The 22,971-nt window shown below is 65.7% G+C and carries 19 protein-coding genes and 1 riboswitch; of the genes, 15 read left to right on the top strand and 4 right to left on the bottom strand.

Annotation, left to right across the window (positions count from 1 at the left end; genetic code table 11):
- The first annotated feature begins 56 nt into the window (after positions 1 to 56).
- The 7 genes from HB860_RS11365 (at position 57) to secF (ending at position 6,346) form a co-directional block, all read left to right on the top strand.
- Complete coding sequence (locus tag HB860_RS11365; RefSeq protein ID WP_247626719.1) at positions 57 to 455, top strand: YcfL family protein; 399 nt, start codon at positions 57 to 59, stop codon at positions 453 to 455.
- Entirely contained in the window at positions 455 to 1,051 is a 597-nt protein-coding gene (gene lpoB, locus HB860_RS11360) for a penicillin-binding protein activator LpoB (RefSeq protein ID WP_202045159.1), read from the top strand. The genes HB860_RS11365 and lpoB overlap by 1 nt, the downstream gene beginning before the upstream one ends.
- Positions 1,041 to 1,904, top strand: coding sequence for a phosphotransferase (locus HB860_RS11355; RefSeq protein ID WP_247626718.1), 864 nt, complete (start codon positions 1,041 to 1,043; stop codon positions 1,902 to 1,904). The genes lpoB and HB860_RS11355 overlap by 11 nt, the downstream gene beginning before the upstream one ends.
- 51 nt (positions 1,905 to 1,955) lie before the next feature.
- Positions 1,956 to 2,816 (top strand): DUF6279 family lipoprotein, encoded by an 861-nt coding sequence (locus tag HB860_RS11350; RefSeq protein WP_202045161.1) that lies wholly within the window; start codon positions 1,956 to 1,958, stop codon positions 2,814 to 2,816.
- Positions 2,817 to 2,884: 68 nt separating this feature from the next.
- Positions 2,885 to 3,382, top strand: a complete 498-nt coding sequence (locus tag HB860_RS11345; RefSeq protein ID WP_247626717.1) for a hypothetical protein — start codon at positions 2,885 to 2,887, stop codon at positions 3,380 to 3,382.
- Positions 3,383 to 3,528: 146 nt separating this feature from the next.
- Entirely contained in the window at positions 3,529 to 5,331 is a 1,803-nt protein-coding gene (secD, locus tag HB860_RS11340; protein WP_247626716.1) for a protein translocase subunit SecD, read from the top strand.
- 100 nt (positions 5,332 to 5,431) lie between these two features.
- Positions 5,432 to 6,346, top strand: coding sequence for a protein translocase subunit SecF (secF, locus tag HB860_RS11335; RefSeq protein WP_202045164.1), 915 nt, complete (start codon positions 5,432 to 5,434; stop codon positions 6,344 to 6,346).
- A 93-nt stretch (positions 6,347 to 6,439) separates the two neighbouring features.
- Here the strand turns inward: secF and HB860_RS11330 are convergent, their stop codons facing one another.
- Entirely contained in the window at positions 6,440 to 7,042 is a 603-nt protein-coding gene (locus HB860_RS11330) for a DUF924 family protein (RefSeq protein ID WP_247626715.1), read from the bottom strand.
- Between the two features lie 209 nt (positions 7,043 to 7,251).
- Here HB860_RS11330 and HB860_RS11325 point away from each other — a divergent pair, with 209 nt between their 5' ends.
- The 5 genes from HB860_RS11325 (at position 7,252) to HB860_RS11305 (ending at position 14,164) form a co-directional block, all read left to right on the top strand.
- Entirely contained in the window at positions 7,252 to 8,166 is a 915-nt protein-coding gene (locus HB860_RS11325) for a DUF808 domain-containing protein (protein WP_139436055.1), read from the top strand.
- 173 nt (positions 8,167 to 8,339) lie between these two features.
- Positions 8,340 to 10,118, top strand: coding sequence for a M3 family oligoendopeptidase (locus HB860_RS11320; protein WP_247626714.1), 1,779 nt, complete (start codon positions 8,340 to 8,342; stop codon positions 10,116 to 10,118).
- Positions 10,119 to 10,230: 112 nt separating this feature from the next.
- Positions 10,231 to 12,048, top strand: coding sequence for a M3 family oligoendopeptidase (locus tag HB860_RS11315; RefSeq protein ID WP_247626713.1), 1,818 nt, complete (start codon positions 10,231 to 10,233; stop codon positions 12,046 to 12,048).
- Between the two features lie 209 nt (positions 12,049 to 12,257).
- Complete coding sequence (gene ycfP, locus HB860_RS11310) at positions 12,258 to 12,797, top strand: alpha/beta hydrolase YcfP (protein WP_005331594.1); 540 nt, start codon at positions 12,258 to 12,260, stop codon at positions 12,795 to 12,797.
- Between the two features lie 74 nt (positions 12,798 to 12,871).
- Positions 12,872 to 14,164 carry an NAD(P)/FAD-dependent oxidoreductase gene (locus HB860_RS11305; RefSeq protein WP_247626712.1) on the top strand — a complete coding sequence of 431 codons (1,293 nt, stop codon included), beginning with the start codon at positions 12,872 to 12,874 and terminating at the stop codon, positions 14,162 to 14,164.
- Between the two features lie 72 nt (positions 14,165 to 14,236).
- Here the strand turns inward: HB860_RS11305 and HB860_RS11300 are convergent, their stop codons facing one another.
- Positions 14,237 to 15,427, bottom strand: a complete 1,191-nt coding sequence (locus HB860_RS11300) for an OmpP1/FadL family transporter (protein WP_247626711.1) — start codon at positions 15,425 to 15,427, stop codon at positions 14,237 to 14,239.
- A gap of 253 nt (positions 15,428 to 15,680) precedes the next feature.
- On the opposite strand from HB860_RS11300, the gene HB860_RS11295 reads away from it, so the two are divergent.
- Positions 15,681 to 15,998, top strand: a complete 318-nt coding sequence (locus HB860_RS11295; protein WP_010674360.1) for a heavy metal-binding domain-containing protein — start codon at positions 15,681 to 15,683, stop codon at positions 15,996 to 15,998.
- Between the two features lie 331 nt (positions 15,999 to 16,329).
- Positions 16,330 to 17,340 carry a S66 family peptidase gene (locus tag HB860_RS11290; protein WP_247626710.1) on the top strand — a complete coding sequence of 337 codons (1,011 nt, stop codon included), beginning with the start codon at positions 16,330 to 16,332 and terminating at the stop codon, positions 17,338 to 17,340.
- A gap of 133 nt (positions 17,341 to 17,473) precedes the next feature.
- Here the strand turns inward: HB860_RS11290 and HB860_RS11285 are convergent, their stop codons facing one another.
- A complete protein-coding gene (locus HB860_RS11285) occupies positions 17,474 to 19,735 on the bottom strand; it encodes an LTA synthase family protein (protein ID WP_247626709.1) in 2,262 nt (753 codons plus the stop codon).
- A 249-nt stretch (positions 19,736 to 19,984) separates the two neighbouring features.
- Between HB860_RS11285 and HB860_RS11280 the strand changes: the two genes are divergently transcribed.
- Positions 19,985 to 21,079 (top strand): hypothetical protein, encoded by a 1,095-nt coding sequence (locus HB860_RS11280; RefSeq protein WP_247626708.1) that lies wholly within the window; start codon positions 19,985 to 19,987, stop codon positions 21,077 to 21,079.
- A 131-nt stretch (positions 21,080 to 21,210) separates the two neighbouring features.
- Here the strand turns inward: HB860_RS11280 and lysC are convergent, their stop codons facing one another.
- Complete coding sequence (gene lysC, locus HB860_RS11275) at positions 21,211 to 22,563, bottom strand: lysine-sensitive aspartokinase 3 (protein WP_247626707.1); 1,353 nt, start codon at positions 22,561 to 22,563, stop codon at positions 21,211 to 21,213.
- A gap of 86 nt (positions 22,564 to 22,649) precedes the next feature.
- A riboswitch (Lysine riboswitch) is annotated at positions 22,650 to 22,871 on the bottom strand.
- Positions 22,872 to 22,971: the final 100 nt, after the last annotated feature.

The following is a 22,971-nucleotide window of genomic DNA, read 5'->3' as shown; positions in this document are numbered from 1 at the left end:
GGGCAAGATCACACACTGACCGGCACGGCCCATCGGCCGCCGGCAAGGAGAGCAAGATGAAAGCATATGGCTTGGCCCTCGGGCTGGTACTGCTGCTGGCGGGTTGCGCCACCAACACCTCTGGGGTGGCGCTCTATGGCGCGCCCGGGGCGGCGGCGGTGGCAGAGCAGCACCAGAACGTCAATGTCACCCTGACCGAGCTCAGCCGCCGCCAGCAAAACGGCCTGCTGCAGGTCAACGTGGCCGCCGCCAGCACCCAGCGCGGCGACAACAAGCTGCAATACCTGTTCTATTGGTATGATGACGCCGGGCAGGAGGTGGCCAGCGATGGCCGCGGCTGGACCCCCATCAAGCTGCACGGCTACCAGACCCGCACCCTGTCCGCCCTGGCGCCGAGCCCGGCCGCCCGGGGCTACCGGATTTACGTACGCGAAGTGATTGAGGAATCGAACTGATGAGAATGAACCATGCCCTGCTGATCCTGACTTCTGCCCTGCTGCTGGGGGGCTGCTCCAGCACCACAGTCAGCTATGGCGACGCGACCGAGACAGAGACGGTGACAGTGGATTACGGCTCCTCCGACTTGCAGGCCATCGCCGACAAGATGGCGGACTCCATGCTGGCCTCGCCGGTCACGGGCGAGATCACCGCAGGGGGCCGTCCCGTGATGTTCATGGACTCCATCCGCAACAAGACCTCGGAGCACATCGACACCGAGGCCATCACAGACACCCTGCGCACCAAGCTGCTGCGCGCCGGCAAGTTCCGCTTCGTGGACATGAGCAAGGTGAGCGCGGTCAAGCAGCAGCTCGAGTACCAGCAGAGCAGCGGCATGGTGGATCCCGCCTCCATGGTGCGCCTTGGCAAGCAGACCGGCGCCCGCTACATGGTCTATGGCAACCTGGCCAGCATCGTCAAGGACAACGGCAAGGTGAAGGACGTCTACTACCAGATGACCATGAACCTGATGGATCTGGAGAATGGCGAGCTGCTGTGGGCCGATCAGAAAGAGATCCGCAAGCAGGCGAAGACCTCCACCTTTGGCTGGTGAGGCTACCCGGCAGCAGGGGGATCTGGCGGAGCTGACCCTGCTGGCCAGCCTGCCGGCCCCCTGGAACCAGGGACGCCTTGAGCCACTGGCGAGCGGCCTGACCAACGGCAACTACCGGCTGCATCTGCCCTCGGGGCAGAGCGGCTTCCTGCGGCGCGGCCACCCGGATCCGGTCCGGCTCGGCATCGACAGGGCCACCGAGTGGCAGCTCTATCAGGGGGCCGTGGGGCAGGGGCTGGCCTTGCCCTGTCATCACGGCGATCCCGCCACCGGCCTGATGCTGCTGGCGTGGTGCGACGAGCCGAACTGGGCCGAGCAGGCGCCGCCCCTCGCCGAGCAACCGCCCTTGATGGCGGAGGTGCTGGCGCGGCTGCACCGCCTGCCGGTGCCCCGGGTGGTGATGGCGGTGCGGGCCCACAGCGCCGGCTATCGCGGCCGCCTGGCCCGGATCCCGGACTGGTTGCCGGCGCTGGAGCGGGCCCTGCTCGCGAGCCGGGAGCCGGACGACTGCTGGCTCCCTTGCCATCACGATCTCAATCCGGCTAACTTGTTGGGCCACAGACCCTGGGTCATCGACTGGGAGTACGGCGCCGCCGGCCATCCCGGCTTCGAGCTGGCCAGCATACAGCGCACCCATGGCTGGAGCGAAGAGCTGCGGTGCCAGTTGGAGAGCTGCTATCTTGAAGGCAGGGGAGGCGCTCATAAGCTGCTCAATGGCAAGGGATTCCAGGCCGATGCCTTCCTGCCCTGGGTCGATTACATCGGCCTGTTGTGGGCGCTGCTGATGGCGGAGCAGCAACCCGGGCCCGACTATCAGGCCCTCATCGACACCAACCGCCAGCGCCTGGAGTGAGTCCGGGCAAGGGCCAGCGCGACGCTTATTTTCTACGACTTGGAGGCATGCATGGTGACCAGATTCTCATGGCGTCAACCCCGCAGCTGGAGCCTGCTGCTGCTCTGCCTGCTGCTGACCGGCTGCGCGACCCGGGTGATCTACTACTGGCTCGACTCGGCCATCGTCTGGCAACTGGACGACTACTTCTCCCTGGACCGCAGCCAGAAGACCCTGCTGGACAGGGAAGTGAAGGGGCTGATGGCCTGGCATCGCCAGCACGAGCTGCCCATCTATGCCCGGGATCTCGATGCCCTGGCCAGGGCGGTGGCCAGCCCCATGACCCCGGCCCAGGTCACCCTGCACCTGGATCGCACCCAGGCCAGCCTGACCCGCACCCTGGAGAACGCCATTCCCCGCACCGTGCGCCTCGCCAGCACCCTGACCGATGCCCAGGTGGCGCGCTTCATGACCGACCGGGTGAAGCGCCAGCAGGAGCGCAAGCATGATTTCGCCACCGAGCCCAAGGCGCAGATGCTCAAGGAGTTTCGGGAGAAGATGAGCGAGCGGCTGGTGTTCTGGATTGGCAAGGTGAAGCCGGCCCAGGAGCCGCTCATCGCCCAGTGGGCCGAGTGGCAATACGAGATGATGCCCCCCTGGCTCGAGTTCCAGGAGGCCTGGACCAAGGAGCTGGAGCGGCTGATGAAGCAGCGCCAGAGCCCGGACTTCGGCAGGGAGCTGACTCGGCTGCTGCAACAGGGGGACGGCCTGATGGATGGCCGCTTCACCGGTTACACCGACCAGTCACGGCAGCGCACCATACAGTGGCTCAGCGCCCTCAGCCAGTCGATGGATCTCTCCCAGCGCGCCCACCTCTATACCCTGCTCAAGGACTATGCCGAGGACTTCGAGGCCATGACCCGCAGCCGCTGATTGACAGGATCCGCGCCGCAAGGGCGGCAGGCGTCATGGCCTTCCGCCCTTGTCCTTGTGGGGGGGCTATGGTAGTTTTCCCTTTCTATTATTCGGGAATTAACTTTTTGAGCCTGCTGGACAAAGTGAAACTGGCGGCGATGACCCTGCTCATCGCGCTCACTCTGCTGCTCTCTACCGTTTCGGTGGAGGGGCTCAAGGTTCCCGCTTCCCAGCACGCCGCCCAGCTGATGGGGGAGGCCGCGGACTCCGCCGACGGCGCCCGGATCCAGCACGGCGCCAGCGACAGCGACGACGGTGTGGTCAAGTTCATCGGCTCCCACCAGAGCCACCTGCTGCGCCTCGAACACTCCCTGAGCCGGGATCATCAGCCCGGCAGCGTGGTCTACGAGCTGGTCATGAGCTGGGCCCAGCAGGCCATACTGTTGCTGCTGTGCGGCCTGCTGCTCTACGCCGCCCTCTTCTACCCGAGGACGAGCTTTCGCGATCACTTCGCCAGCATCCACCGGCGCCGCCTGCAGCGCCGGCACCTGCAATACCGCTTCTCCCAGAGCTTCCTCGCCTGACCCCGATGGGGTCAGTCTGCCTGCTGTTGCCTCATCTTCTCTCTGTTGCTGTTCACTTTTAGTGAACGGCTAGGCTGTCTTGTTTCATTTTTTTGCACGGTGCGACCCGGTGTCGCCCTTGCCATCGCCTGACAGAGGCCGATTTCATGAGAAAAAAGAGTCATACCATATTGAACCGCATGAGCCTGTGGCAGTACGCCCTGCTGCTGCTGATGCTGCTCACCTTCACCTTCTACTCCCTGCCCACCTTCTTCGGTGAGCAACCCTCCCTGGGCCTCCATGGCCAGAGCCGCCTAAGCGGGGCGCAGCAGCGCCTGCTGCAGGAGCACCAGATAGCCCCCCAGCTGCAGATCGCGCAGAAGGAGCGGGTAGAGCTGGTGTTCGCCACCCAGGCCGAGCAGCAGCGGGCCAAGCAGTTGCTGGAGCAGCAGGGGGTGGACAGCGCCGCCCTCACCCTGGAGTTTCACTCCAATGCCCCGACCTGGATAAGCCGGCTCGGCGCCGATCCCATCAAGCTCGGGCTGGACTTGCGCGGCGGCTCCCAGCTGCTGATCGGGGTCGACGTGGACTTTGTCATCGACAACCAGACCAAGAACCTGGTGGATACCCTGCGCACCCGCTTCCGTGAGGCCAACCTGCGCGGCGCCAGCGTGATGCGCACCGCCCAGGGGGCCCTGGCCGTCACCCTGCCGGACGTCGACGGGCAGGAGGGCTGGCTCAATATCATCAAGGAGAGCGCCGGCACCCGTCAGGATCAGTGGAAGCTCTCCCGCTCCGGCAATGAGCTCAAGCTGGTGCTGAGCGATGCAGAGCGCACCCTGCTGGTGAACAACGCCGTGACCCAGAACCTGTCGATCCTCAAGAAGCGGATCAACGAGCTCGGCATCGTCGAGGCCTCTGTCCAGCGTCAGGGTCAGGACGGCATCCGCATCGAGCTGCCCGGGGTGCACAACCCCAAGCAGGCGAAAGAGGTGATAGGCGCCACCGCATCCCTGGCCTTCTACGAAGCCAAGGCCGACAGCCGCTTCTTCATGGCGGATCGCAGCGGCCAGGCGGTCGGTCTGGCCCGCAAGCCGGTGCTGAGCGGCGAGCACATCGTCGATGCCCGCGCCAACATGGGGGAGATGGGCCAGCCCCAGGTCAACATAGTGCTCGACACCCTGGGCGGCAGCAAGATGAACCAGTTCAGCCGCCAGCACGTGGGCAAGCCCATGGCCACCGTCTTCACCGAGTACAAGACCAACGCCGAGGGCAAGCTTCGTGCCCGAAGCGAGGTGATCAACGTCGCCATCATCCAGACCGCCCTTGGCAACCAGTTCCGCATCACAGGGATTGGCAGCCTGCCAGAGGCCCAGGAGCTCGCCATGCTGCTGCGGGCCGGCGCCCTCACCGCGCCGCTGAAGATCCTGGAGGAGCGCAGCATAGGCCCGACCCTGGGCTTGCAGAACATAGAGGCGGGCTTCACCGCCCTGGCGTTCGGCATGGCGGGCATGATGCTGTTCATGATGGCCTGGTATCGCAAGTTCGGCTGGGTCGCCATCACGGCGCTCATCGGCAACCTGCTGATGCAGGTGGGGATGCTGGCGGTGCTGCCGGGGGCCGTGCTGACCCTGCCCGGGATCGCCGGCCTGGTGCTGACCGTGGGCATGGCGGTGGATACCCATGTGCTGATTTTTGAGCGGATCAAGGACAGGCTGCGGGAGGGGGGCTCCTTGGCCAACGCCATCGACTTTGGCTATCGCTCGGCGTTTCGCACCATCTTCGATGCCAACATCACCACCCTCATCTGCGCCGTGGTGCTCTACGCCATCGGCTCAGGGCCGCTGCAGGGCTTCTCCATCACCCTGATCCTGGGGCTCATCTCCAGCATGGTGACCGGCATCTGGGGCACCCGCGCCATCATCAACCCCCTGTGGGGCAACAGCCGCGCCAAGCTGCTGAGGGTATGACCATGACTGACCACCTGTGTCATGACACCGCGCGTTCGAGCCTGCTCCGCGCCACTCGCTTCCTTGCGGGAAGCCAGCACCAACTGTCGAGGGAAGAAGAATGCTGAGAATGATCATTGCCATGGGCCTGACCCGCTGGCGCTACATCGGGATGTGGGCCTCGGTGCTGCTGACGGTGGCGAGCATCGCCGTGCTCGCCATCAACGGGCTCTCCCTCGGGCTCGACTTCACCGGCGGCATACTGCTGGAGTTTCGCATCCAGACCCTGAAGGAGGCCCACGAGCTCAACGCCCTGCTGAGCGCCCCCCTGGCGGGGGCCGTGGAGCTGCACGGCGCCGGCGTGCCCGGCGAATGGCTCATCAAGCTGCCTCCCCACGAGTTGCCCTGGGCGGCGGAGGATCTGGCGACCATGCTGGGGCAGCAACTCGCCCTGCCGGTGGAGCTGCTGCGCACCACCATAGTGGGCCCCCAGGTGGGCGCCGAGCTGTTCCAGCAGGGGATGCTGGCGGTGCTGGTGGCCTCCTTGGCCATCTCCGCCTACCTGGCGGTGCGCTTCGAGTGGCGCCAGGCCATCGGCATCCTGGTCTCTGTGCTGCACGACGGTCTGGTGGCCCTGGGGCTGCTGGCGCTGTTCAACATCGAGTTCGACCTCAACGTCATCGCCGGTCTGATGGCGGTGATCGGCTACTCCCTCAACGACAGCATCGTCATCTCGGACCGGCTGCGTGACCTGCTCGGCTCGCGCACCCAGATGGGGATCCACGACTGCTCCGACGTGGCCATCAAGGCCACCTTCAGCCGCACCATGATCACCTCGGGCACCACCTTGTTCACCGTGGGGGCCCTGCTGCTGTTCGGCGGCGACGCCCTGTTCGGCTTCTCCTTCACCCTGTTCGCCGGCATCCTGGTGGGCACCATCTCCTCCATCACGGTCGCCTCGACCGTGCAGGAGCTGCTGGGGCTCTCCCCCCAGGCCTACCAGAAGAAAGAGGAGGCGCTGGCGGAGGCGGCATGACCCCGCCACCCTGCATGCAAAACGGGCCCGAGGGCCCGTTTTTTTATGCGCGTTATGCGCGTTATGCGCGTTATGCGCGCTTGGCGAAGCGGCTCAGAAGCCGGAGCCAGGTTGGCGCAAAAACTCGGTCTCCTCCGGGGTGCTGGTGCGCCCCAGAATGGCGTTGCGGTGGGGGAAGCGGCCAAAGCGCTGAACGATCACCTGATGGCGGCGGGCGAAGTCGGCGAACCCCTCGAAGGTCTCGCGCGCCTGGCCGTCCCCCTGCTCGGCCGCCAGCGCCTCGAACAGGGCCACGCTTCTGGCCTGCTGCTCTCTGGACTCCGCATGCTCCAGCGGCAGGTAGAAGAAGACCCGCGCCAGCGGGGAGAGGGCCTTGTCCGCGCCAAGGGAGAGGCCCCTGAGGCAGAGATCCCGGGCCTTGGCATCCTGGGCAAAGGCCGCGGGCGTGCCACGATGAAGGTTGCGCGGCAGCTGGTCCAGCAGCAGGATCAGCGCCAGCCTGCCCACCGGCACCTCGGCCCAGTGGGCGAGCTCCCCCTCGGCGGCGGCCTGTGCCAGCTCGCCAAAGCGGTGTGCCAGCAGCGCGTCCGTCTCGCTGCTCTTGCCCCACCAGAGGGGGGCTTGCCGGGCGGCGCGGGGAGCGTCGCCTGAGTCGTCGCCAAACCAGAAATCGAGCAGGGGTTGCCAGGGTTGCATGGGTACTCCTTGGGCCTGGGGCCTTCAGGTGAAACAAGGCCGGTTGACCCTGTCATGGGGGGCTGCCGAAAGGGCGGCTTCTCGCTACACTGTGCCATCTTTTGCCTGAAATGCGGAACCCCAGATGAGCAAGGTCGTCGCCAGACCACCTGGGAAGAACGCCGTGCTGCCTGGGGAGATGTTTCCCACTGATATAAGGAATACCTGATATGGCCGGAACCAGTCTGTTGGCCCTGCTCGACGATATTGCCAGCGTGCTCGATGACGTGGCCCTGATGACCAAGATGGCGGCCAAGAAGACCGCCGGTGTGCTGGGGGACGATCTCGCCCTCAATGCGGAGCAGGTCTCCGGGGTGCGGGCCGAGCGGGAGCTGCCCGTGGTGTGGAAGGTGGCCAAGGGCTCGTTTCGCAACAAGCTGATCCTGGTGCCCGCCGCCATCGCCATCAGTGCCCTGATCCCCTGGCTCATCACCCCCTTGCTGATGCTGGGGGGCGCCTACCTCTGCTTCGAGGGGGCCGAGAAGCTGGCCCACAAGTTCCTGCCCCACGACAGCGGCGAGACGGCCTCGTCGGCGCAGGCGATTCCGGACGATCTGGAGGCCTTCGAGCAGCAGAAGATAAAGGGGGCCATTCGCACCGACTTCATCCTCTCAGCCGAGATCATCGTCATCGCCCTCGGCACAGTGCAGGGCTCGAGCCTGGGCCTGCAGATTGCCGTGGTGGCGGGCATAGCCCTGTTGATGACGGTGGGGGTCTACGGCCTGGTGGGGCTCATCGTCAAGCTCGACGACATCGGTCTGCACCTGCTGCAAAAACCGGATGCCGGCGCCCTGCGCCGGGCAGTGGGGCGGGGGCTCTTGGTGACGGCGCCCCGGCTGATGCACCTGCTGGCCCTGGTCGGCACCATCGCCATGTTCATGGTGGGGGGCGGCATTCTGGTCCACGGCTGGCCCTTTGCCCATCACCTCATCGAGGGGGTGGCCGCCAGCCTGGCCCCCCTGACCGGGGGCGCCGTGCTGGCCGCGGTGACGCCGACCCTGCTGAGCGCCCTGGTGGGGGTGGTAGCCGGTCTGCTGCTGGTGCTGGCCATGACCCTGGTGGGCAAGCTGACTCCCGCGAAATAGCAGCGGCGGTCGCTCAGGAATCGTCCCCTGCCGACAGGGGGCGTCGCAGGTCGGATCTGCTGTTTGTTGACCAGAATGGGGGCTAGGCAAGGGCCGGCCCCCTTCGTACTATTTGGCGGTCACTGCCCACAGAGGCAGGGCCCCCACATGGACGCAAACAGACAAGGACAGTTATGACCACCACCCTCTGGCAGGATGATCACATCTATGCCGCCCCCGATTGCCCGGCCATCGACGCCGACTTCCAGCGCGCCGCCCTGGCCCTGACCGAGATAGCCAGCCTGCTGGCCAGCCTGCCAGAGACGCGGGACATCAACGCCTTGCGCCACCTGCTTAGGGCCATTCGCCGCGAGGCCAACGCCGTGCGCAGACAAGCCTGGAACAGCCAGACCTTCGCCTACAACAGGCTCAGCCGCAACGGCCGCGACGAGGCCGCCCGGGTGCTGCTCTCCCGTGGCCAGCAGTTGCAGGCGAGGCTGGCCCAGCTCGTCAAGCCGGTGGCCCTGTTCTGGCTGAACGCCCCCGAGGATCAGGTGCGGGCCCTGCTGCAGGATCCCGAGCTGTTCGAGCTGGCCTACCTCATTCGCCACGATCGCCGGTTGCAGGATCAGGCCCTCTCCCTCGAGAGCGAGCAGCTGATCGAGGGGCTGGCGGTGGACGGCCTGCAAGCCTGGGGGGATCTCTACGACAGCCTGGTGGCCAGACTCAGGCCAGAGGTGGCGGGGGAGCCCATGGGGCTGGCCCAGGCGGACAACCTGCTCTCCCACCCGGACAGGGCGCGGCGCGCCCACGCCTGGCACGGCATTCAGGCCGCCTGGGCTGGCGAGCAGGAGACGGTGGCCGCCATCCTCAATGCCATCAACGGCTGGCGCAACGAGCTCGCCACCCAGCGCGGCAAGGGGCGGCTGCTCGATGCGCTGGACGTCTCCTGCCACCAGGGGCACCTGGATCGCATCACCCTGGAGACCCTGATGGCGCAGGCCGAGGCCCACAAGGCGCTGGGCAGGCGGGCACTGCGGGCCATGGCCAGTGCCCAGGGGATAACGGATTTCGCCCCCTGGGATCTCTATGCCCCGGCCCCAGACGGGGTGCAGGCCAGGTTTGGCTTCGGACAGGCGCTGACCCTGGTGGCCGATGCCTTCGCCGCCTTCGATCCCGAGATGGGGGCCTTCGCCCGCATGATGGCCCAGCGGGGCTGGATCGATGCCGCGCCGAGCGACAACAGGCGCAGCGGCGCCTATTGCACCGAGTATGCCGACCCCGCCGAGCCCCGGGTCTTCCTCACCTTCGAGGGCACCATGGACAACGTCATCACGCTGGCCCACGAGCTCGGCCACGCCTGGCACAGCTGGCTGCTGCGAGACCTCCCGCTGGAGCAGCGTGACTACCCCATGACGCTGGCCGAGACCGCCTCCCTGTTTGCCGAGACCCTGGTACGAGACGCCCTGCTCGCCCGTGCTCAGACCCGGGAGCAGTGCCTGGCCATCGCCTGGATGGACGGGGAGCGGGTCGCGAGCCTGCTGCTCGACATCCCCTCCCGCTTCCACTTCGAGCGGGCGCTGGTGGCAGGCCGGGCCCAGGGGTATCTGGGGGCGGGCCAGCTGAGGGCCATGATGAAATCCGCGAAGCAGCAGTGGTATGGTGACAGCCTCAGCCAATATGACGAGCTGTTCTGGGCCAGCAAGGGTCACTTCTCCATCGCCGAGTTCGGGTTCTACAACTACCCCTATCTGTTTGGCTACCTGTTCAGCCTGGGGCTCTATGCCCAGAAGGAGCGGGTCGGGGCCGACTTCGTGCCGGCCTATCGGGCGCTGCTCGCCGACACAGGGCGCATGAGCGCCGAGAGCCTGGTGGAGAAGCACCTGGGCATCGACATTCGCGAGCCCGCCTTCTGGCAGGAGAGCCTGCGCTCTGTCGAGGAGGCAGTGGAGCGCCTCGAGCGGCTGGTGTAGTCGCCGCGTTTGATCCGGCTGGTGTCGCCGCCAGCCTTGGTATTCCTGTGCGTGGCCCTGGGCCACCCCTGTTTCACGACGGGCCGGACCCGTCTCTGACAATGAGCGTTCGATGCAACAACGAGTCTACCCACAGCAGTGGCAAAATCAGCACATCTACCCCTCCCTCGACAGCAGCGTGCTGGAGGCGGACATGAGCCTGGCCCGCGCCAGCCTCGCCGAGCTGGCGCTCTTCATCGACGGCCTGCCGTTGAGTGATCTGGACGCCGCCCAGCGGGATGGCCTGCGGGATGGCTTGCGAGAGGTGCGGCTGCGGGCCCGCCGCATCCGCGAAATAGGCTGGAACATCGCCGTGCTGGCGGCCTGCACGGGGAGCCAGGACGCCCGGGATCCCCTGGCCAAGCAGCTGGCCTCCCGGGCCCGGGCCCTCAACGCGGACCTGTTCAAGACGCTGGCCCCCATCGAAGATCTGATGCTGGGGCTGCCGGAGGCCGAGTTCGAGCAGCTGATGCAGGACTCCCTGCTCGGGGAGGAGGAATACCGGCTGCGCCACGAGCGCCGCCTGCAGGATCAGCGGCTGCCGGTGGAGGCGGAGCAGCTGGTCATCGGCCTTGGCACCGACGGGCTGCACGCCTGGGGCAACCTCTACAACGATCTGGTGGGCAAGATCCGGGTGCAGGTCGCCGGCCAGGAGCGGGGGCTGGCGGAGGCGAGCAACCTGCTCTCCAGCCCGGATCGGGCCCTGCGCAAAGAGGCCTTCGACGCCATCAGCGCCGGCTGGGAGGGGGAGCAGGAGACGGTGGCCGCCATCCTCAACGCCCTCAACGGCTGGCGGCTGGAGCTCTCGCGCCAGCGCGGCAGGGTGCGGATCCTGGATGCCCTGGATCTCTCCTGCCACCAGAGCCACATCGAGCGGGCGACCCTGGATACCCTGATGCAGGAGACCTGGCAGGCGCGCCATCTGGGTCAGCGGGCCCTGGGGCTGATGGCCCGGCGGCTCGGCATCGAGGAGCTGGGGCCTGAGGATCTGTTCGCGCCGCCCCCGGCGAGCAGCCACCGCAGCATCCCGTTCGAGGAGGCGATCGAGATCATCGCCCTGGCCTTCACCGGGTTCGATCCCGAGATGGGGGAATTTGCCCGCATGATGGCCGAGCGCGGCTGGATTGATGCGGCTCCCACCCCGAACCGGCGCACCGGGGCCTACTGCACCAAGTTTGCCGATCCGGTGGAGCCGCGGGTCTTCATCACCTATGCCGGCACCATGGACAACGTCATCACGCTCGCCCACGAGCTGGGACACGCCTGGCACAACTGGCTCATCCGGGACTTGCCCATGAGCCAGCGCAGCTACCCCATGACGCTCGCCGAGACCGCCTCCATCTTCGCCGAGACGCTAGTGCGCAGCGCCCTGTTCGAGCAGGCCCGAAGCGCCGAGGAGCGCCAGGCCATCGCCTGGGCGGAAGCCGACGGCGCCGCCACCTTCCTGGTCAATATCCCGGCCCGCTTCGCGTTCGAGCAGGCCCTGGTGGCCGAGCGCGAGCAGGGCTATGTCTCCTCGGCCCGGCTCAAGGCGCTCACCGACGAGGCCTGGGGGCGCTGGTATGAGCAGAGCCTTGGCCGCTATCACCCCATGTTCTGGGCCGCCAAGGCGCACTTCTCCATCGCGGGCTTCGGTTTCTACAACTACCCCTACCTCTTTGGCTACCTGTTCAGCCTCGGGGTCTATCAGCAGCTGATGAGCCGTCAGGCCGCGGGCGAACAGGATGTGGCACAGGCCTATCGTGCCCTGCTGCGGGACACGGGCCGCATGAGCGCCGAGGCGCTGGTGGCGAAACATCTGGGGCAGGACATCCGCGAGGCGGCCTTCTGGCAGGGGAGCCTGGCCCTGGTGGCGGCGGCGGTGGATCGCTTCGAGCAGACCCTGGGCTGAGGCCGGGAGCAGGCAGGGCAGCGCGCCTGCCCTCGTCAGGGGCCTGGCGCCCCTTTTCCCCTGCCGAATGCGCCCAAACGGGGTGGGGAAACGATTTTCCGGCGGCGGGGGGCGTGATCCAAAGCAAGAAAGTGCGATGTTTTGGTGGCGCCTCGGCGGTTCGCTGGGGTAGTTTCGATAGAACCGACACAGTTCTTGAGGTCTTATCCATGATCATCTATCTGCATGGCTTCGATGCCACCAGCCCCGGCAATCATGAGAAAGTGCTGCAGTTGCAGTTTATCGATGATGATGTGCGCTTCGTTCACTACAGCACGGTTCACCCCCGCCACGACATGAGCCACCTGCTCAAGGAGGTGAAGAAGCAGCTCGACATGAGCACAGACCCCAAGCCCCTCATCTGCGGGGTCGGGCTCGGCGGCTACTGGAGCGAGCGGATCGGGTTTCTGTGCGGCATCAAACAGGTGGTCTTCAACCCCAACCTGCACCCGGAAGAGAACATGCAGGGCAAGATCGACAGGCCGGAAGAGTACGAGGACATCGGCACCAAGTGTGTAACCGAATTTCGTAATAAAAATTCAGGAAACTGCCTGTGCATCCTTTCCGTTCAGGATGAAATCCGCGATAATCGGGACACTGAACGTGAATTGAAGAACTATTACGACATCGTATGGGATGAGCGCGAGACCCATAAGTTCAAGAACATCTCGCACCATCTGCAACGGATGAAGGCCTTCAAAGAAGCCTGAGCCATCACGTCAACCGATTTCGTTTTAGGGAGCCAATGGCTCCCTTTCGTTTTGAGGAACCAAGGAAAATCATCATGATGAATATTGTCGTTGTAGGCGGTGGCGCCGGCGGTCTCGAGCTCGCGACCAGCCTGGGCCGCAAGCTGGGCAAGAAGAACAAGGCCAGGATCACCCTGGTGGATCGCAACCGCACCCACCTGTGGAAGCCCCTGCTGCACGAAGTGGCCACCGGCTCCATGGATGCGGGCATCGACGCCCTGAGCTACCAGTCCCACGCCAAGAACCACGGCTTCGAATTTCAGCTCGGCAGCCTGACCGACATCAAGCGCGACGAGAAACGCATCGTGCTGGCCCCCATCCACGACGAGAGTGGCGCCCTGGTGGTCAACGAGCGGGAAGTGGCTTACGACGTGCTGGTGATGGCCATAGGTTCTGTGTCCAACGACTTCAACACCAAGGGCATCAAGGATCACTGCATCTTCCTGGACAGCCCCTCCCAGGCACACCGCTTCTACAACAGCATGATGAACCGCTTCCTGCAGTTCGCCACCGAATACCAGCCCGGTGACAAGGTGAAGATCGCCATCGTCGGCGGCGGCGCCACCGGCGTCGAACTCTCCGCCGAGCTCTACAACGCGGTGGAGCAGCTCTACGCCTACGGCTTCAAGAACCTCACCACCGACAGCCTCAAGGTGACCCTGGTGGAAGCGGGCCCGCGCATCTTGCCGGCCCTGCCGGAGCGCATCAGCGGCTCCGCCCACCAGGAGCTGGTGAAGCTCGGGGTGGACGTGCGCACCGCCACCATGATCACCGAAGCCACTAGCGATGGGCTGCACACCAAGGATGGGGAGCTGATTGAAGCAGACCTCATGGTGTGGGCCGCGGGCATCAAGGCACCGGACTTCATGAAGGAGATAGCGGGGCTCGAGACCAACCGCATCAACCAGCTGGTGGTGAAAGAGACCCTGCAGACCACCCGTGACGAGAACATCTTCGTCATCGGCGACTGCGCCGCCTGCCCGCAGCCGGACGGCAAGTTCGTGCCGCCCCGCGCCCAGTCCGCCCACCAGATGGCGACCCAGGCGTTCAAGAACATCCTGGCCAGGATGAACGGCGGCGAGATGAAGCCCTACCTCTACCACGACCACGGCTCGCTCGTTTCCTTGAGTCGCTTCTCCACCGTGGGCAGCCTGATGGGCAACCTGATGCGCGGCTCCATGATGGTGGAAGGCTACATCGCCCGCATCGTCTACATCTCCCTCTACCGGATGCACCAGGTGGCCCTGCACGGCTACATCAAGACCGGCCTCATCATGCTGGTGGGCCGCATCAACCGGGTGCTGCGCCCGAGCATGAAGCTGCACTGAGCGGCGTCGGCAAGGGAAACCACAAGGAGAGGCCTGGGCCTCTCCTTTTTTTATGGCCGAAGCGGGACCTGCCTAGAAGCGTCTGCCGTAGTTCAGGGCAAAGAAGTAGAGGGCCGGGGTGGGGTAGCGACCCGAGAGGGAGCTTTCATCGACGCTGGCGCTCTCCATGTGAATGTACTCAAACCCGGCCCCCAGGGTCTCCTGGGCGTTGAAGGCATAGGTCACCCCGGTGCCGAGGCGCAGCGCGGCGCCGCTCGGCACCGTCAGGGCGGTGTGCTCCTGATCCCGATAGGCGCTGCTGTCGTAGGCCAGGCCGCCATTGAGGGTCCACTGCGGCGTCAGCGCGTGCTGGAGCCCCACCGCCAGGTGGTAGCTGTCCTGATAGAGTCCCTTCTGCGAGGAGGTGCGGTCGAAGATGGCGACCTCGTTGTCGTTGTAGCGGCTCCAATCCTGCCAGCCCAGATTGCCCATGATGGCCCAGTCGTGGGCGAAGCCGTGAAAGGCGCTCACCATCAACTGTTGGGGACTGTTGACCATGCCGGAGAGGGGGAGGGTGGCGCCGATCCCGGGCAGATTGGGGCGCGAGAAGGTGATGTCGCGGTCGATGGCGAAGTGATAGGTCACCTCGCTGGCATAGCCGAGTCCGAGTCGGGTGCCCGGGTTCCACTCATAGAGCAGCCCCAGCCTGGCATTGAGGGCCCAGTCACTGTCGTCCTGCTTCTGCTCCCCACCACTGCCCTCCCGGGTGAGGGCGAACAGGCCGTAGTTGATGCCGACCCCGGCCCCGAGGGACCAGTGCTGGTCGAGGCGGTAGGCGATGGATGGCTGCAGGGTGAGGGCGAGCAGGGTGGCCTCCTTGATGAGCTGCTTGCCGGCCCAGTCGCCAAAATCCAGCCCCAGCCCGAAGTTGCCATAGAGCGCCAGGCCCGCCGACCAGCGCTCATCGAGCTGCTGGCTGTAGTAGGCGGAGGCCGCGGGGAACCAGCCGATGACGGTATCGACATCCCCCTGCGCGGGATCGTCCAGATCGTAGGGGACGTCCCCGTAGAGCAGTTGTCCGCCCAGGGTGAGGTGGCGCCCCTCCAGGTGGCTCAGGCCGGCGGGATTCACCAGCTGCACTGTGGCATCCTGGGCCCTGGCGGCCATGCCGGCGGAGGCGAGCCCGAGATCGTTGGTGCCGGTTTCGTACAGATAGAGGCCGGCCCCCTCGGTGGGGGCGCTCAGCAAGGTGGTCAGTGGCAACAGCAGCAGCGTTCGTTTCATCAAGGTCCCTCTCCCATCAATCCTGAGGATCGGCCCCCTCAGGCAAGTGCCAGATGCATCTGGCAAAGAGGGAGAAGATCCGCGACACAGGCAGTATAGATGGCACTTTGAATGCTGAATCAGTCACTTGTCAGTGCCGGGGGCGCAGCGTCTCCCGCCGCCTCCGGCAAGGCGGGGTTATGCTTTGGCCAGCGCCTTGCTACCATGACGGCAACGGTGCCCCGCGCACCCAGCCCAACCCACAGGAGACCTCATGATCCTCTCAACCACCCCCACCCTGGAAGGCAAGACCATTCGTGAATACCGCGGCATCGTCGTGGGTGAAGCCATCCTCGGCGCCAACATCTTCAAGGATCTGTTCGCCGGCATCCGCGACATCATAGGCGGCCGCTCCGGCGCCTACGAAAAAGAGCTGGCCCGGGCCCGGGAGATCGCCTTCGAGGAGCTCAAGGAGCGCGCCCAGGCGCTGGGGGCCAACGCCGTGGTCGGCATCGACATCGACTACGAGGTGGTGGGGCAGAACGGCAGCATGCTGATGGTCAGCATCAGCGGCACCGCAGTGGTGATCTAGCCCGCCAGCACCGGCCCTGCATGGCCAAACGTCCCGTCACAAGCCGACCCCGAGGTCGGCTTTTTATTGGGCGCGGCACCGCCATGGCATGGGGGGGCGATTCACCCTTCTTCCTTGCGGGAGAAGGGTGGGGGATGAGGGGAGGCCTGGGCCGGGAAAGTTGTTTATTTTTTCTATCCGACTGGCTTGTATCGTTTGGTTTATCCAAACAAAAAAGGGCCTGTCCGGAGCCTATGGGCCCTTGTCGGGGAGAAAACAGCTGGATTAGGATGGAACCTGCTGCCGGATCTTGGGGATCCCGGCCCCAGACTCTCAGGAGCGACCGTCATCCATGGCACTGCGCAAACCCGCCGGGCTCAAGCCCGGCGACACCATAGGCTTCTTCTCTCCCTCCTGCGCGGCCACCGCCTGGGCTCCCCGGCGGTTCGAGCGTGCCAGGGCATTTCTGGAAGGGCAGGGTTTCAGGCTCAAGGCGGGCAGCCTGACCGGTGAGCGGGATCACTGGCGCTCCGGCTCCATCGCGGCGCGGGCCGAAGAGCTCAATGGCCTCATCCGGGATCCAGAGGTGCGGGCAATCATGTCGGTGATTGGCGGCAGCAACTCAAACTCCCTGTTGCCCTATGTGGACTACGAGGGGCTGAGAGAGGATCCCAAGATCATCGTCGGTTACTCCGACGTGACGGCCCTGCTGCTCGGCATCCACGCCCAGACCGACCTCGTCACCTTCTATGGCCCTGCGCTGGTGGCCTCCTTTGGCGAGCTCTCGCCGCTGGTGAACGAGACCCTGGCGGGCTTTCGCCAGATCTGTCTGACCGGTGGCGCCGCCGCGCCCCATACCCTGCCGACCCCGACGCAATGGACCGACGAGCGGCTGGATTGGGAGAACCAGACCCGGGCCAAGCAGTGCCTGCCAAACCGGTTGATCTCGGTGGGTTCCGGCCGGGTGCGGGGCCGGCTGATCGGCGGCAACCTCAACACCCTGACGGGGATCTGGGGTTCGCCCTATATGCCGCCCATAGCGCGGGGGGACATTCTGCTGCTGGAAGACAGCCTCCGGTCGGCGGAGACGGTGGAGCGCTCATTTGCCCACCTCAAGCTGTGCGGGGTGTTCGAGCGCATCGGCGGACTGGTGCTCGGCAAGCACGAGCTGTTTGACGGCCAGGGCAGCGGCAAGCAGCCCCTCGATATCCTGCTGGAGGTGGTGGGGGAGCCCGGCTTCCCCATACTGGCGGAGTTTGACTGCGCCCACACCCACCCCATGCTGACGCTGCCGCTTGGCATCGAGGCCGAGCTGGATCTCGACGCCCAGACCCTCACCCTGTGCGAGCCCTGGCTCCGCTAGTCGCAAGAGAAATGCAAAGAGGCCGCAGTTGCGGCCTCTTTTTATTGGGCTCTCGGGCAGGATCAGGGCAGGGCATCGGCCCGGAAGGTGTGGCAAGGATCTGCGGCCCCCGTCTCTTAACTGTTTATTGATCTCAGGGTAATGCATCGGCCCGGAAGCTGGCGCGGATCTGCGGCACCAGAGGGGAGGGGTCGAAGCCCTTCTCCTCCCCGAGCACCGGGTGGAGCAGGGGTCTGTCCTCTATGGGGGTGAGATCCCCCGCCAGCAGCGCTCGGGTGGCCTGGCCCATCTGGTAGAGCTGGCGCACCGGGGCAAACTGGCGATCGAGTGCGATGGCGCCATCGTTTCGGGTGAAGGCCATCATGGGGATCTGGTAGGGGGCATCCCGGGGGGGCTTGGCGCCATGGATGCCCTTGCCCGCCGACATCAGGAAGGGCTGGTGATCCCCGAAGGCCACCACCAGGTAGCGCTTGCCTGAGCCGTCCAGGGTCTTGAGCAGCCGCTCCAGGGAGGCCATGGCGTCCACCACCCCGGTGTAGTAGGTGTTGAGCAACTGCCGCTCCGCCGGGCTCTGATCCGGGCAGGCCCTGTCGATCTGCTGGGCCCGATAGCGATCCCCGTCGAAGGGGCCGTGCCCCTGCATGGTGACCGCGTAGGCGAACAGCGGCTTGTCATCCTGCTCGCTGCGCCTGATCAGGTGATCGATGAGGGCATCATCCGAGATGTAGAGCCCCTTGTGTTCCAGGGTGGTGAAGCGGGTGTCGAACCAGCGCTCCTGGTAGCCGAGCGCCGGAATAGCCTTGGCGCGGCCCCAGAACTTCTCCACATAGGGGTGGGCGAACAGGGTCTGGTAGCCGTTCTGCCTGGCGCTGCTGGCAAGGCCTGGCACCTTGTCCGAGAGGTAGTAGTAGGGCACGACCCCCTGCTTGAGCAGGCCCACCGGCAGGCCGGTATTCATCTCGAACTCCGCCAGCACCGTCATGCCCCCCGTGGTGGGGGAGTGGATGGTCTTGTGCCACTGGGCCACGCCGGCGGGCAGAGAGAGGGTGGGGGCGGGGGCGCAGATCCTGCCCTGCCAGTCGAGCCAGAGGGACTCATATTGCAGGACTATCACCAGATCGAAGCGGGGCGGCTGGCCCGGGGCCGGCTGGCTGAGCTCTGGGGTGCGCTCGTTGATCTGCAGGGGGTAGCGGAAGATGTTGCCGCTTTGCAGCATCTCGTCCACCAGGTTGAACAGGTAGAGGCCGGGACCGGCGCGGATGATGTCCCTGTGATAGTTGACCGCCCTGTCCACGTAGCGGATGTTGGCCCCCAGCAGCTTGTTGCCGGTCTGGGTGGCGAACACGCAGAGCGCGAAGAAGGCGGCGGTGGCGGCTGTGGTGCGCAGGATCCAGCGCGACAGTGCGAAGCGCCAGCACAGGAACAAGAGCCCCAGCAGGGCCAGCACCGGCAGCACGGGGTGCTGATCGAGCAGTATGTGCAGCAGGGCCATCAGGTTGCCGAGATCGTCCCCCCCCAGCGGCACCCCGTAGATGGCTATCTTCATGAAGTTGGCGAGCAGCCCTATCCCCGAAAGGGCCGTAAAGACCAGCCCCATATAGAGGTTGAAGCCCGCCAGGGCGCAGAGGCTCCAGCCCAGCACCATGCTGCCCCAGGCGAGGTAGTAGTGCTCGGGCCGAAAACCCGACCAGAGCAGAAACTCCCCCAGCTTGAACACCACGAAGCCGTGCAGCAGCACGAAGGTGAGGTTGCCGAGCAGCAGGCTGCCCAGCACCCGGGAGCGGTAGCTGCGGCGCAGCCGCGGCAGCAGGGCCCTGAGCACGGCGGCGCTCACCAGCAGCACCAGCAGCAGGCTGGTCATCAGATAGGTCAGGTTGAAGCCGCGCTCCGGCAGGGTCTGCAGGATCTGGCTGTACTCGGCGCTCTCGGGTCTGTCCGCCAGCAGCAGGCCGATGCGCAGCTGATAGCGGCTGTCCAGGGCGTCGTCGGGGGCGCGCAGGGCGCTGTTGAGATCCAGGGTGCAGCGGTTCTGGCGACACTTCTGGCGCTTCTCCACCGCCTGGCTCAGCTGATCGATGCGAATGCCCTTGTCGTTGAGCAGCTCCACCCGCACCTTGTCCCCCGCCTGCAGCGGCTTGAGCAGTTGCCACTGGCTGCGCACCACCAGATAGAGGCCGCGACTGTCGCTCTTGTAGAGCAGGCTGTGGCGGGTGAGGGTGGCGATGGGCTGATCGGCGGGCCCCAGGATCAGCGGTTGTGCCTTCCCGAGCCAGCCGGCGGGATTGAGCAGCGGCAGGGCCAGGGTCAGCAACAGCAGGGCGATCAGCAGGCCGAACAACCACCCGGCCAGAGACCGGGAGAGGGAGGGGCTGTGACCACAGACGGGGGCATTCATAGGGGCTCATCCTTGGAGCGGGCAGGGCAGCAGCGCTGCATCTATTTTGACCCGATGGTGAGGGGCTTGTTCCTTGATGTCAATTTAATGACGACGGGATGAATCCTGGGTGACAGCCTGGGCGTGCAAATTGTGATCCCGATCCGGGAGGGGCACTCATTCTGTGATGAAAGCGTCATCATGGGGCTTTGCCGCTGGTCTGGGAGGGGGGTGCTGTTTAGTCTCTCAGTAACGGTTGGAGGTACATGTATGAATCCCAAGGTTGCGGCACGTCAGGCAAGATTGCTCCAGATGCTGGAGAACGGGGACGAGATCCGGATCGGGCGTGAGCGGGACTGCCCCCTGCCCCTGGCCCAGTTGACCAGGCTGACCGAGGATCACCCGGACGTCGTCAAGGTCTATGGTCACGGGCTCACCGCCGAGGTGTTCCACCTCAAGGTGGAGGGCCATCACTGGTGCCTGAAGCGGTGCCGGCCAGACTCCCTGGTGGCCAACGTCGACGGCAAGACCGCCTTTCTCACCGAGCTGGAGCGGCGCCGGGAGATAGAGAGCCTGCGGGAGCTGCACCCCACCATCCTCTCCAACGTGGTCTGCACCAGCTTCGGCTCCGCCCGCGCCGGGGTGCTGGTCTCCCCCTGGCTGAGGGGAGAGCCGGTGCGCAGGCTCAATGAGCGCAACCTGGCGCAGATGCTGGCGGTGGAGGCGGAGCTGGCCCGCTGGGGCTGGTTTGACTGGGATCCGAGCCCGGGCAACCTGCTCGACGACGGCCAGCAGATCTCGGTGTTCGACTTTGGCTACATGTGGCCCTTCGATCCCCTCCACGAGTTCAACTCCAACGGCCTCACCGATCCGGCGTTTCATGTGCCTGAGCGGCTGGAGACCCGCACCCTGTCCGGGCTCTGGCTGGAGCAGATCGATCCCCTGCCGCTGTTTCGCCACTGGCGCACGCTCTGCCTCGCCTGGGCGAAGGGGGAGTTGCAGTACCTGAGCCGGGAGGGGGCCAGCGCCCCCGTGCTGGCCCGGATGCAGGGGCTGGTGGGGGAGTGGAGCGCGGCGCTGGCAAGCGAGCAGGCGCTCGCCGCCAACTGGTGGCGCGACATGTATCGCAGCCATCGGCTCGACATCCAGGACGATCTCAGCGGCAAGAGCTGCGGCCCCATGACCCTGCGTCGCCTCGACTGGCTGGAGCTGGCGGTGCGGGATCACTTCCCGGCGCTGGCCGATAACCTGGGGTTTGACGAGGCCGGGCTCAGCCAGGCGGCGCTGTTGCTGCGGCTGGGGGGGCTGCGCGAGCAGATCCGGGCCAACCTGTTGCCGACCCGGTCCCGCCAGCCCGCGCGCTGACATGGGGACGACAGCATGACGAGAGGGGCGCATCGGCGCCCCTCTTCGTTGGTATAGGGTCGCCGTGGGCTTCCCCTGATGCCAGCCCTTCTCCCTCGCGGGGAGAAGGGGCTGGCAAGGTTTTGTCAGGCTCAGTCGAGCAGCTCCTGATGGAGGCGGTTGACGATGTGGCCCGCCTCGCTCTCCTTGACCAGGAAGCAGAGGTTGTGGGCGCTGGCGCCGTAGCAGATCATCCGGATGTTGTGCTCGCGAATGGCGTCGAACACCCGGCTGCCCACCCCGGCGGCCTCGCTCATGCGGTTGCCGATGAGGGCCACCAGCGCGAAGTCGGTCTCCACCTCCACCTTGCACAGCTGGCCGAGCTCCGCCAGCACCTTGTCGCCCAGGATGGGCTCGCCGTTGCTCTGGCTGCCGGTGTGATCCAGGGTCAGGGAGACGCTCACCTCGGAGGTGGTGATGAGATCCACCGAGATGCGGTGACGGGCCAGGATGCCGAACACCTCGGCCAAAAAGCCGTAGGCGTGGAACATGTTGAGGCTGTGCAGGGTGACCAGCACCTGCTGGCGGCGCAGGGCCACGGCGCGAAACAGCGGGTTGCTGCCGGTGCTGGCGCGGATCCAGGTGCCACCGGCCGCGGGATCCCGGGCTGAGCCCACGAACACCGGAATGTCCTGGCGCAGGGCGGGTTGCAGGGTGGCCGGGTGCAGCACCTTGGCGCCGAAGGTGGCCATCTCGGCCGCCTCCACGAAGCTGATTTCCGGGATGGGGCGGGCCCGGGTGACCAGGCGCGGATCCGTGGTGTAGATGCCGGGCACATCGGTCCAGATCTCGATACTGCCGGCGTCCAGCGCCTCGGCGAGCAGGGCCGCGCTGTAGTCGGAGCCGCCCCGGCCCAGGGTGGTGGTGCGGCCATCGGCGTCGGCGCCGATGAAGCCCTGGGTGATGACCAGGCTGTCACCGAGCAGGGGGCCCAGGGTGGCTTGGCAGAGGGTGCGGGTGGCGGCCAGATCAACGGTCGCCTTGCCAAAGCGGCTGTCGGTGCGCAGCAGCTGGCGGGCGTCCTGCCACTGGGCCTTGATGCCCCGCTGGTGCAGCAGTTCGGTGAAGAGGCGGGTGGACATCAGCTCGCCGCAGGCGATGAGGCGGTCTGCGAGTTCGGCATCGGTGTGCTGGCAGGCCTGGCGGGCCATGGTGCGAATGTCGCCAAGCTGGGCGTGGATGAGCGCGCTCACCTCGCTCGGGTTGCCGAGCGCCGTCAGTATGGCCTGCTGGATCCCGGTCAGCTTGTCGAGCTGGGCATCCTGCCCGGCTTCGTCCAGTTCACCCTGGGCCAGGCTCACCAGCAGGTTGGTGACCCCGGCGCTGGCGCTCAGTACCACCACCCGGGTCGCCGGATTGGCCAGCACCACGTCGGCGCAATGGTTCATGGCCGCGGCATCGGCGACACTGGTTCCGCCAAACTTGGCGACGTTGATCGGGTTCATTGCATACTCCTGTCTCAAGGTGAAAATCCGGTTTCATCGGGCAAAAGAGAGGAGGAGGCAGAAAATGGCAGGAATAGCGAAGGATCCCGGCCAGAAGCACTCCATCCGCGGTGCCCATCCCACAAGGATCCTGCTGGATGCCTGTGGGATGCACACGACCGATGACAACCCGGGGGATTCAGCCCCCGCAGCCGACGTTGAGGCATCCAGTTGCCTCACTCGTCTCGGCGCTGCTCCCCCTGACCCAAGTTCACCGGACTCTGGTGTCCTCCCTTGGGCTGCCTGGGCAGCGCTCCTCTTCTGGTGCCACCCTGGAAGGTGGCGTGCATGTAGAAATACCCTGCTCTGGATTGCACTGTCAATCGAGTTTGTAAAAAAGTACACAATTGGCAACAACCAGGCACAAGA

Source organism: Aeromonas genomosp. paramedia, assembly GCF_023093515.1.
Classification (GTDB): Bacteria; Pseudomonadota; Gammaproteobacteria; order Enterobacterales; family Aeromonadaceae; genus Aeromonas.
Note: the sequence above shows the minus strand (reverse complement) of the source record. Positions and strands in the feature narration are given on the sequence as shown.

Coding starts and splice junctions, on each gene's coding strand:
- HB860_RS11365 (WP_247626719.1), top strand. CDS start 57: ATGAAAGCATATGGCTTGGCCCTCGGGCTGGTACTGCTGCTGGCGGGT.
- lpoB (WP_202045159.1), top strand. CDS start 455: ATGAGAATGAACCATGCCCTGCTGATCCTGACTTCTGCCCTGCTGCTG.
- HB860_RS11350 (WP_202045161.1), top strand. CDS start 1,956: ATGGTGACCAGATTCTCATGGCGTCAACCCCGCAGCTGGAGCCTGCTG.
- HB860_RS11345 (WP_247626717.1), top strand. CDS start 2,885: ATGGTAGTTTTCCCTTTCTATTATTCGGGAATTAACTTTTTGAGCCTG.
- secD (WP_247626716.1), top strand. CDS start 3,529: ATGAGAAAAAAGAGTCATACCATATTGAACCGCATGAGCCTGTGGCAG.
- secF (WP_202045164.1), top strand. CDS start 5,432: ATGCTGAGAATGATCATTGCCATGGGCCTGACCCGCTGGCGCTACATC.
- HB860_RS11330 (WP_247626715.1), bottom strand. CDS start 7,042: ATGCAACCCTGGCAACCCCTGCTCGATTTCTGGTTTGGCGACGACTCA.
- HB860_RS11325 (WP_139436055.1), top strand. CDS start 7,252: ATGGCCGGAACCAGTCTGTTGGCCCTGCTCGACGATATTGCCAGCGTG.
- HB860_RS11320 (WP_247626714.1), top strand. CDS start 8,340: ATGACCACCACCCTCTGGCAGGATGATCACATCTATGCCGCCCCCGAT.
- HB860_RS11315 (WP_247626713.1), top strand. CDS start 10,231: ATGCAACAACGAGTCTACCCACAGCAGTGGCAAAATCAGCACATCTAC.
- ycfP (WP_005331594.1), top strand. CDS start 12,258: ATGATCATCTATCTGCATGGCTTCGATGCCACCAGCCCCGGCAATCAT.
- HB860_RS11305 (WP_247626712.1), top strand. CDS start 12,872: ATGATGAATATTGTCGTTGTAGGCGGTGGCGCCGGCGGTCTCGAGCTC.
- HB860_RS11300 (WP_247626711.1), bottom strand. CDS start 15,427: ATGAAACGAACGCTGCTGCTGTTGCCACTGACCACCTTGCTGAGCGCC.
- HB860_RS11295 (WP_010674360.1), top strand. CDS start 15,681: ATGATCCTCTCAACCACCCCCACCCTGGAAGGCAAGACCATTCGTGAA.
- HB860_RS11290 (WP_247626710.1), top strand. CDS start 16,330: ATGGCACTGCGCAAACCCGCCGGGCTCAAGCCCGGCGACACCATAGGC.
- HB860_RS11285 (WP_247626709.1), bottom strand. CDS start 19,735: ATGAATGCCCCCGTCTGTGGTCACAGCCCCTCCCTCTCCCGGTCTCTG.
- HB860_RS11280 (WP_247626708.1), top strand. CDS start 19,985: ATGAATCCCAAGGTTGCGGCACGTCAGGCAAGATTGCTCCAGATGCTG.
- lysC (WP_247626707.1), bottom strand. CDS start 22,563: ATGAACCCGATCAACGTCGCCAAGTTTGGCGGAACCAGTGTCGCCGAT.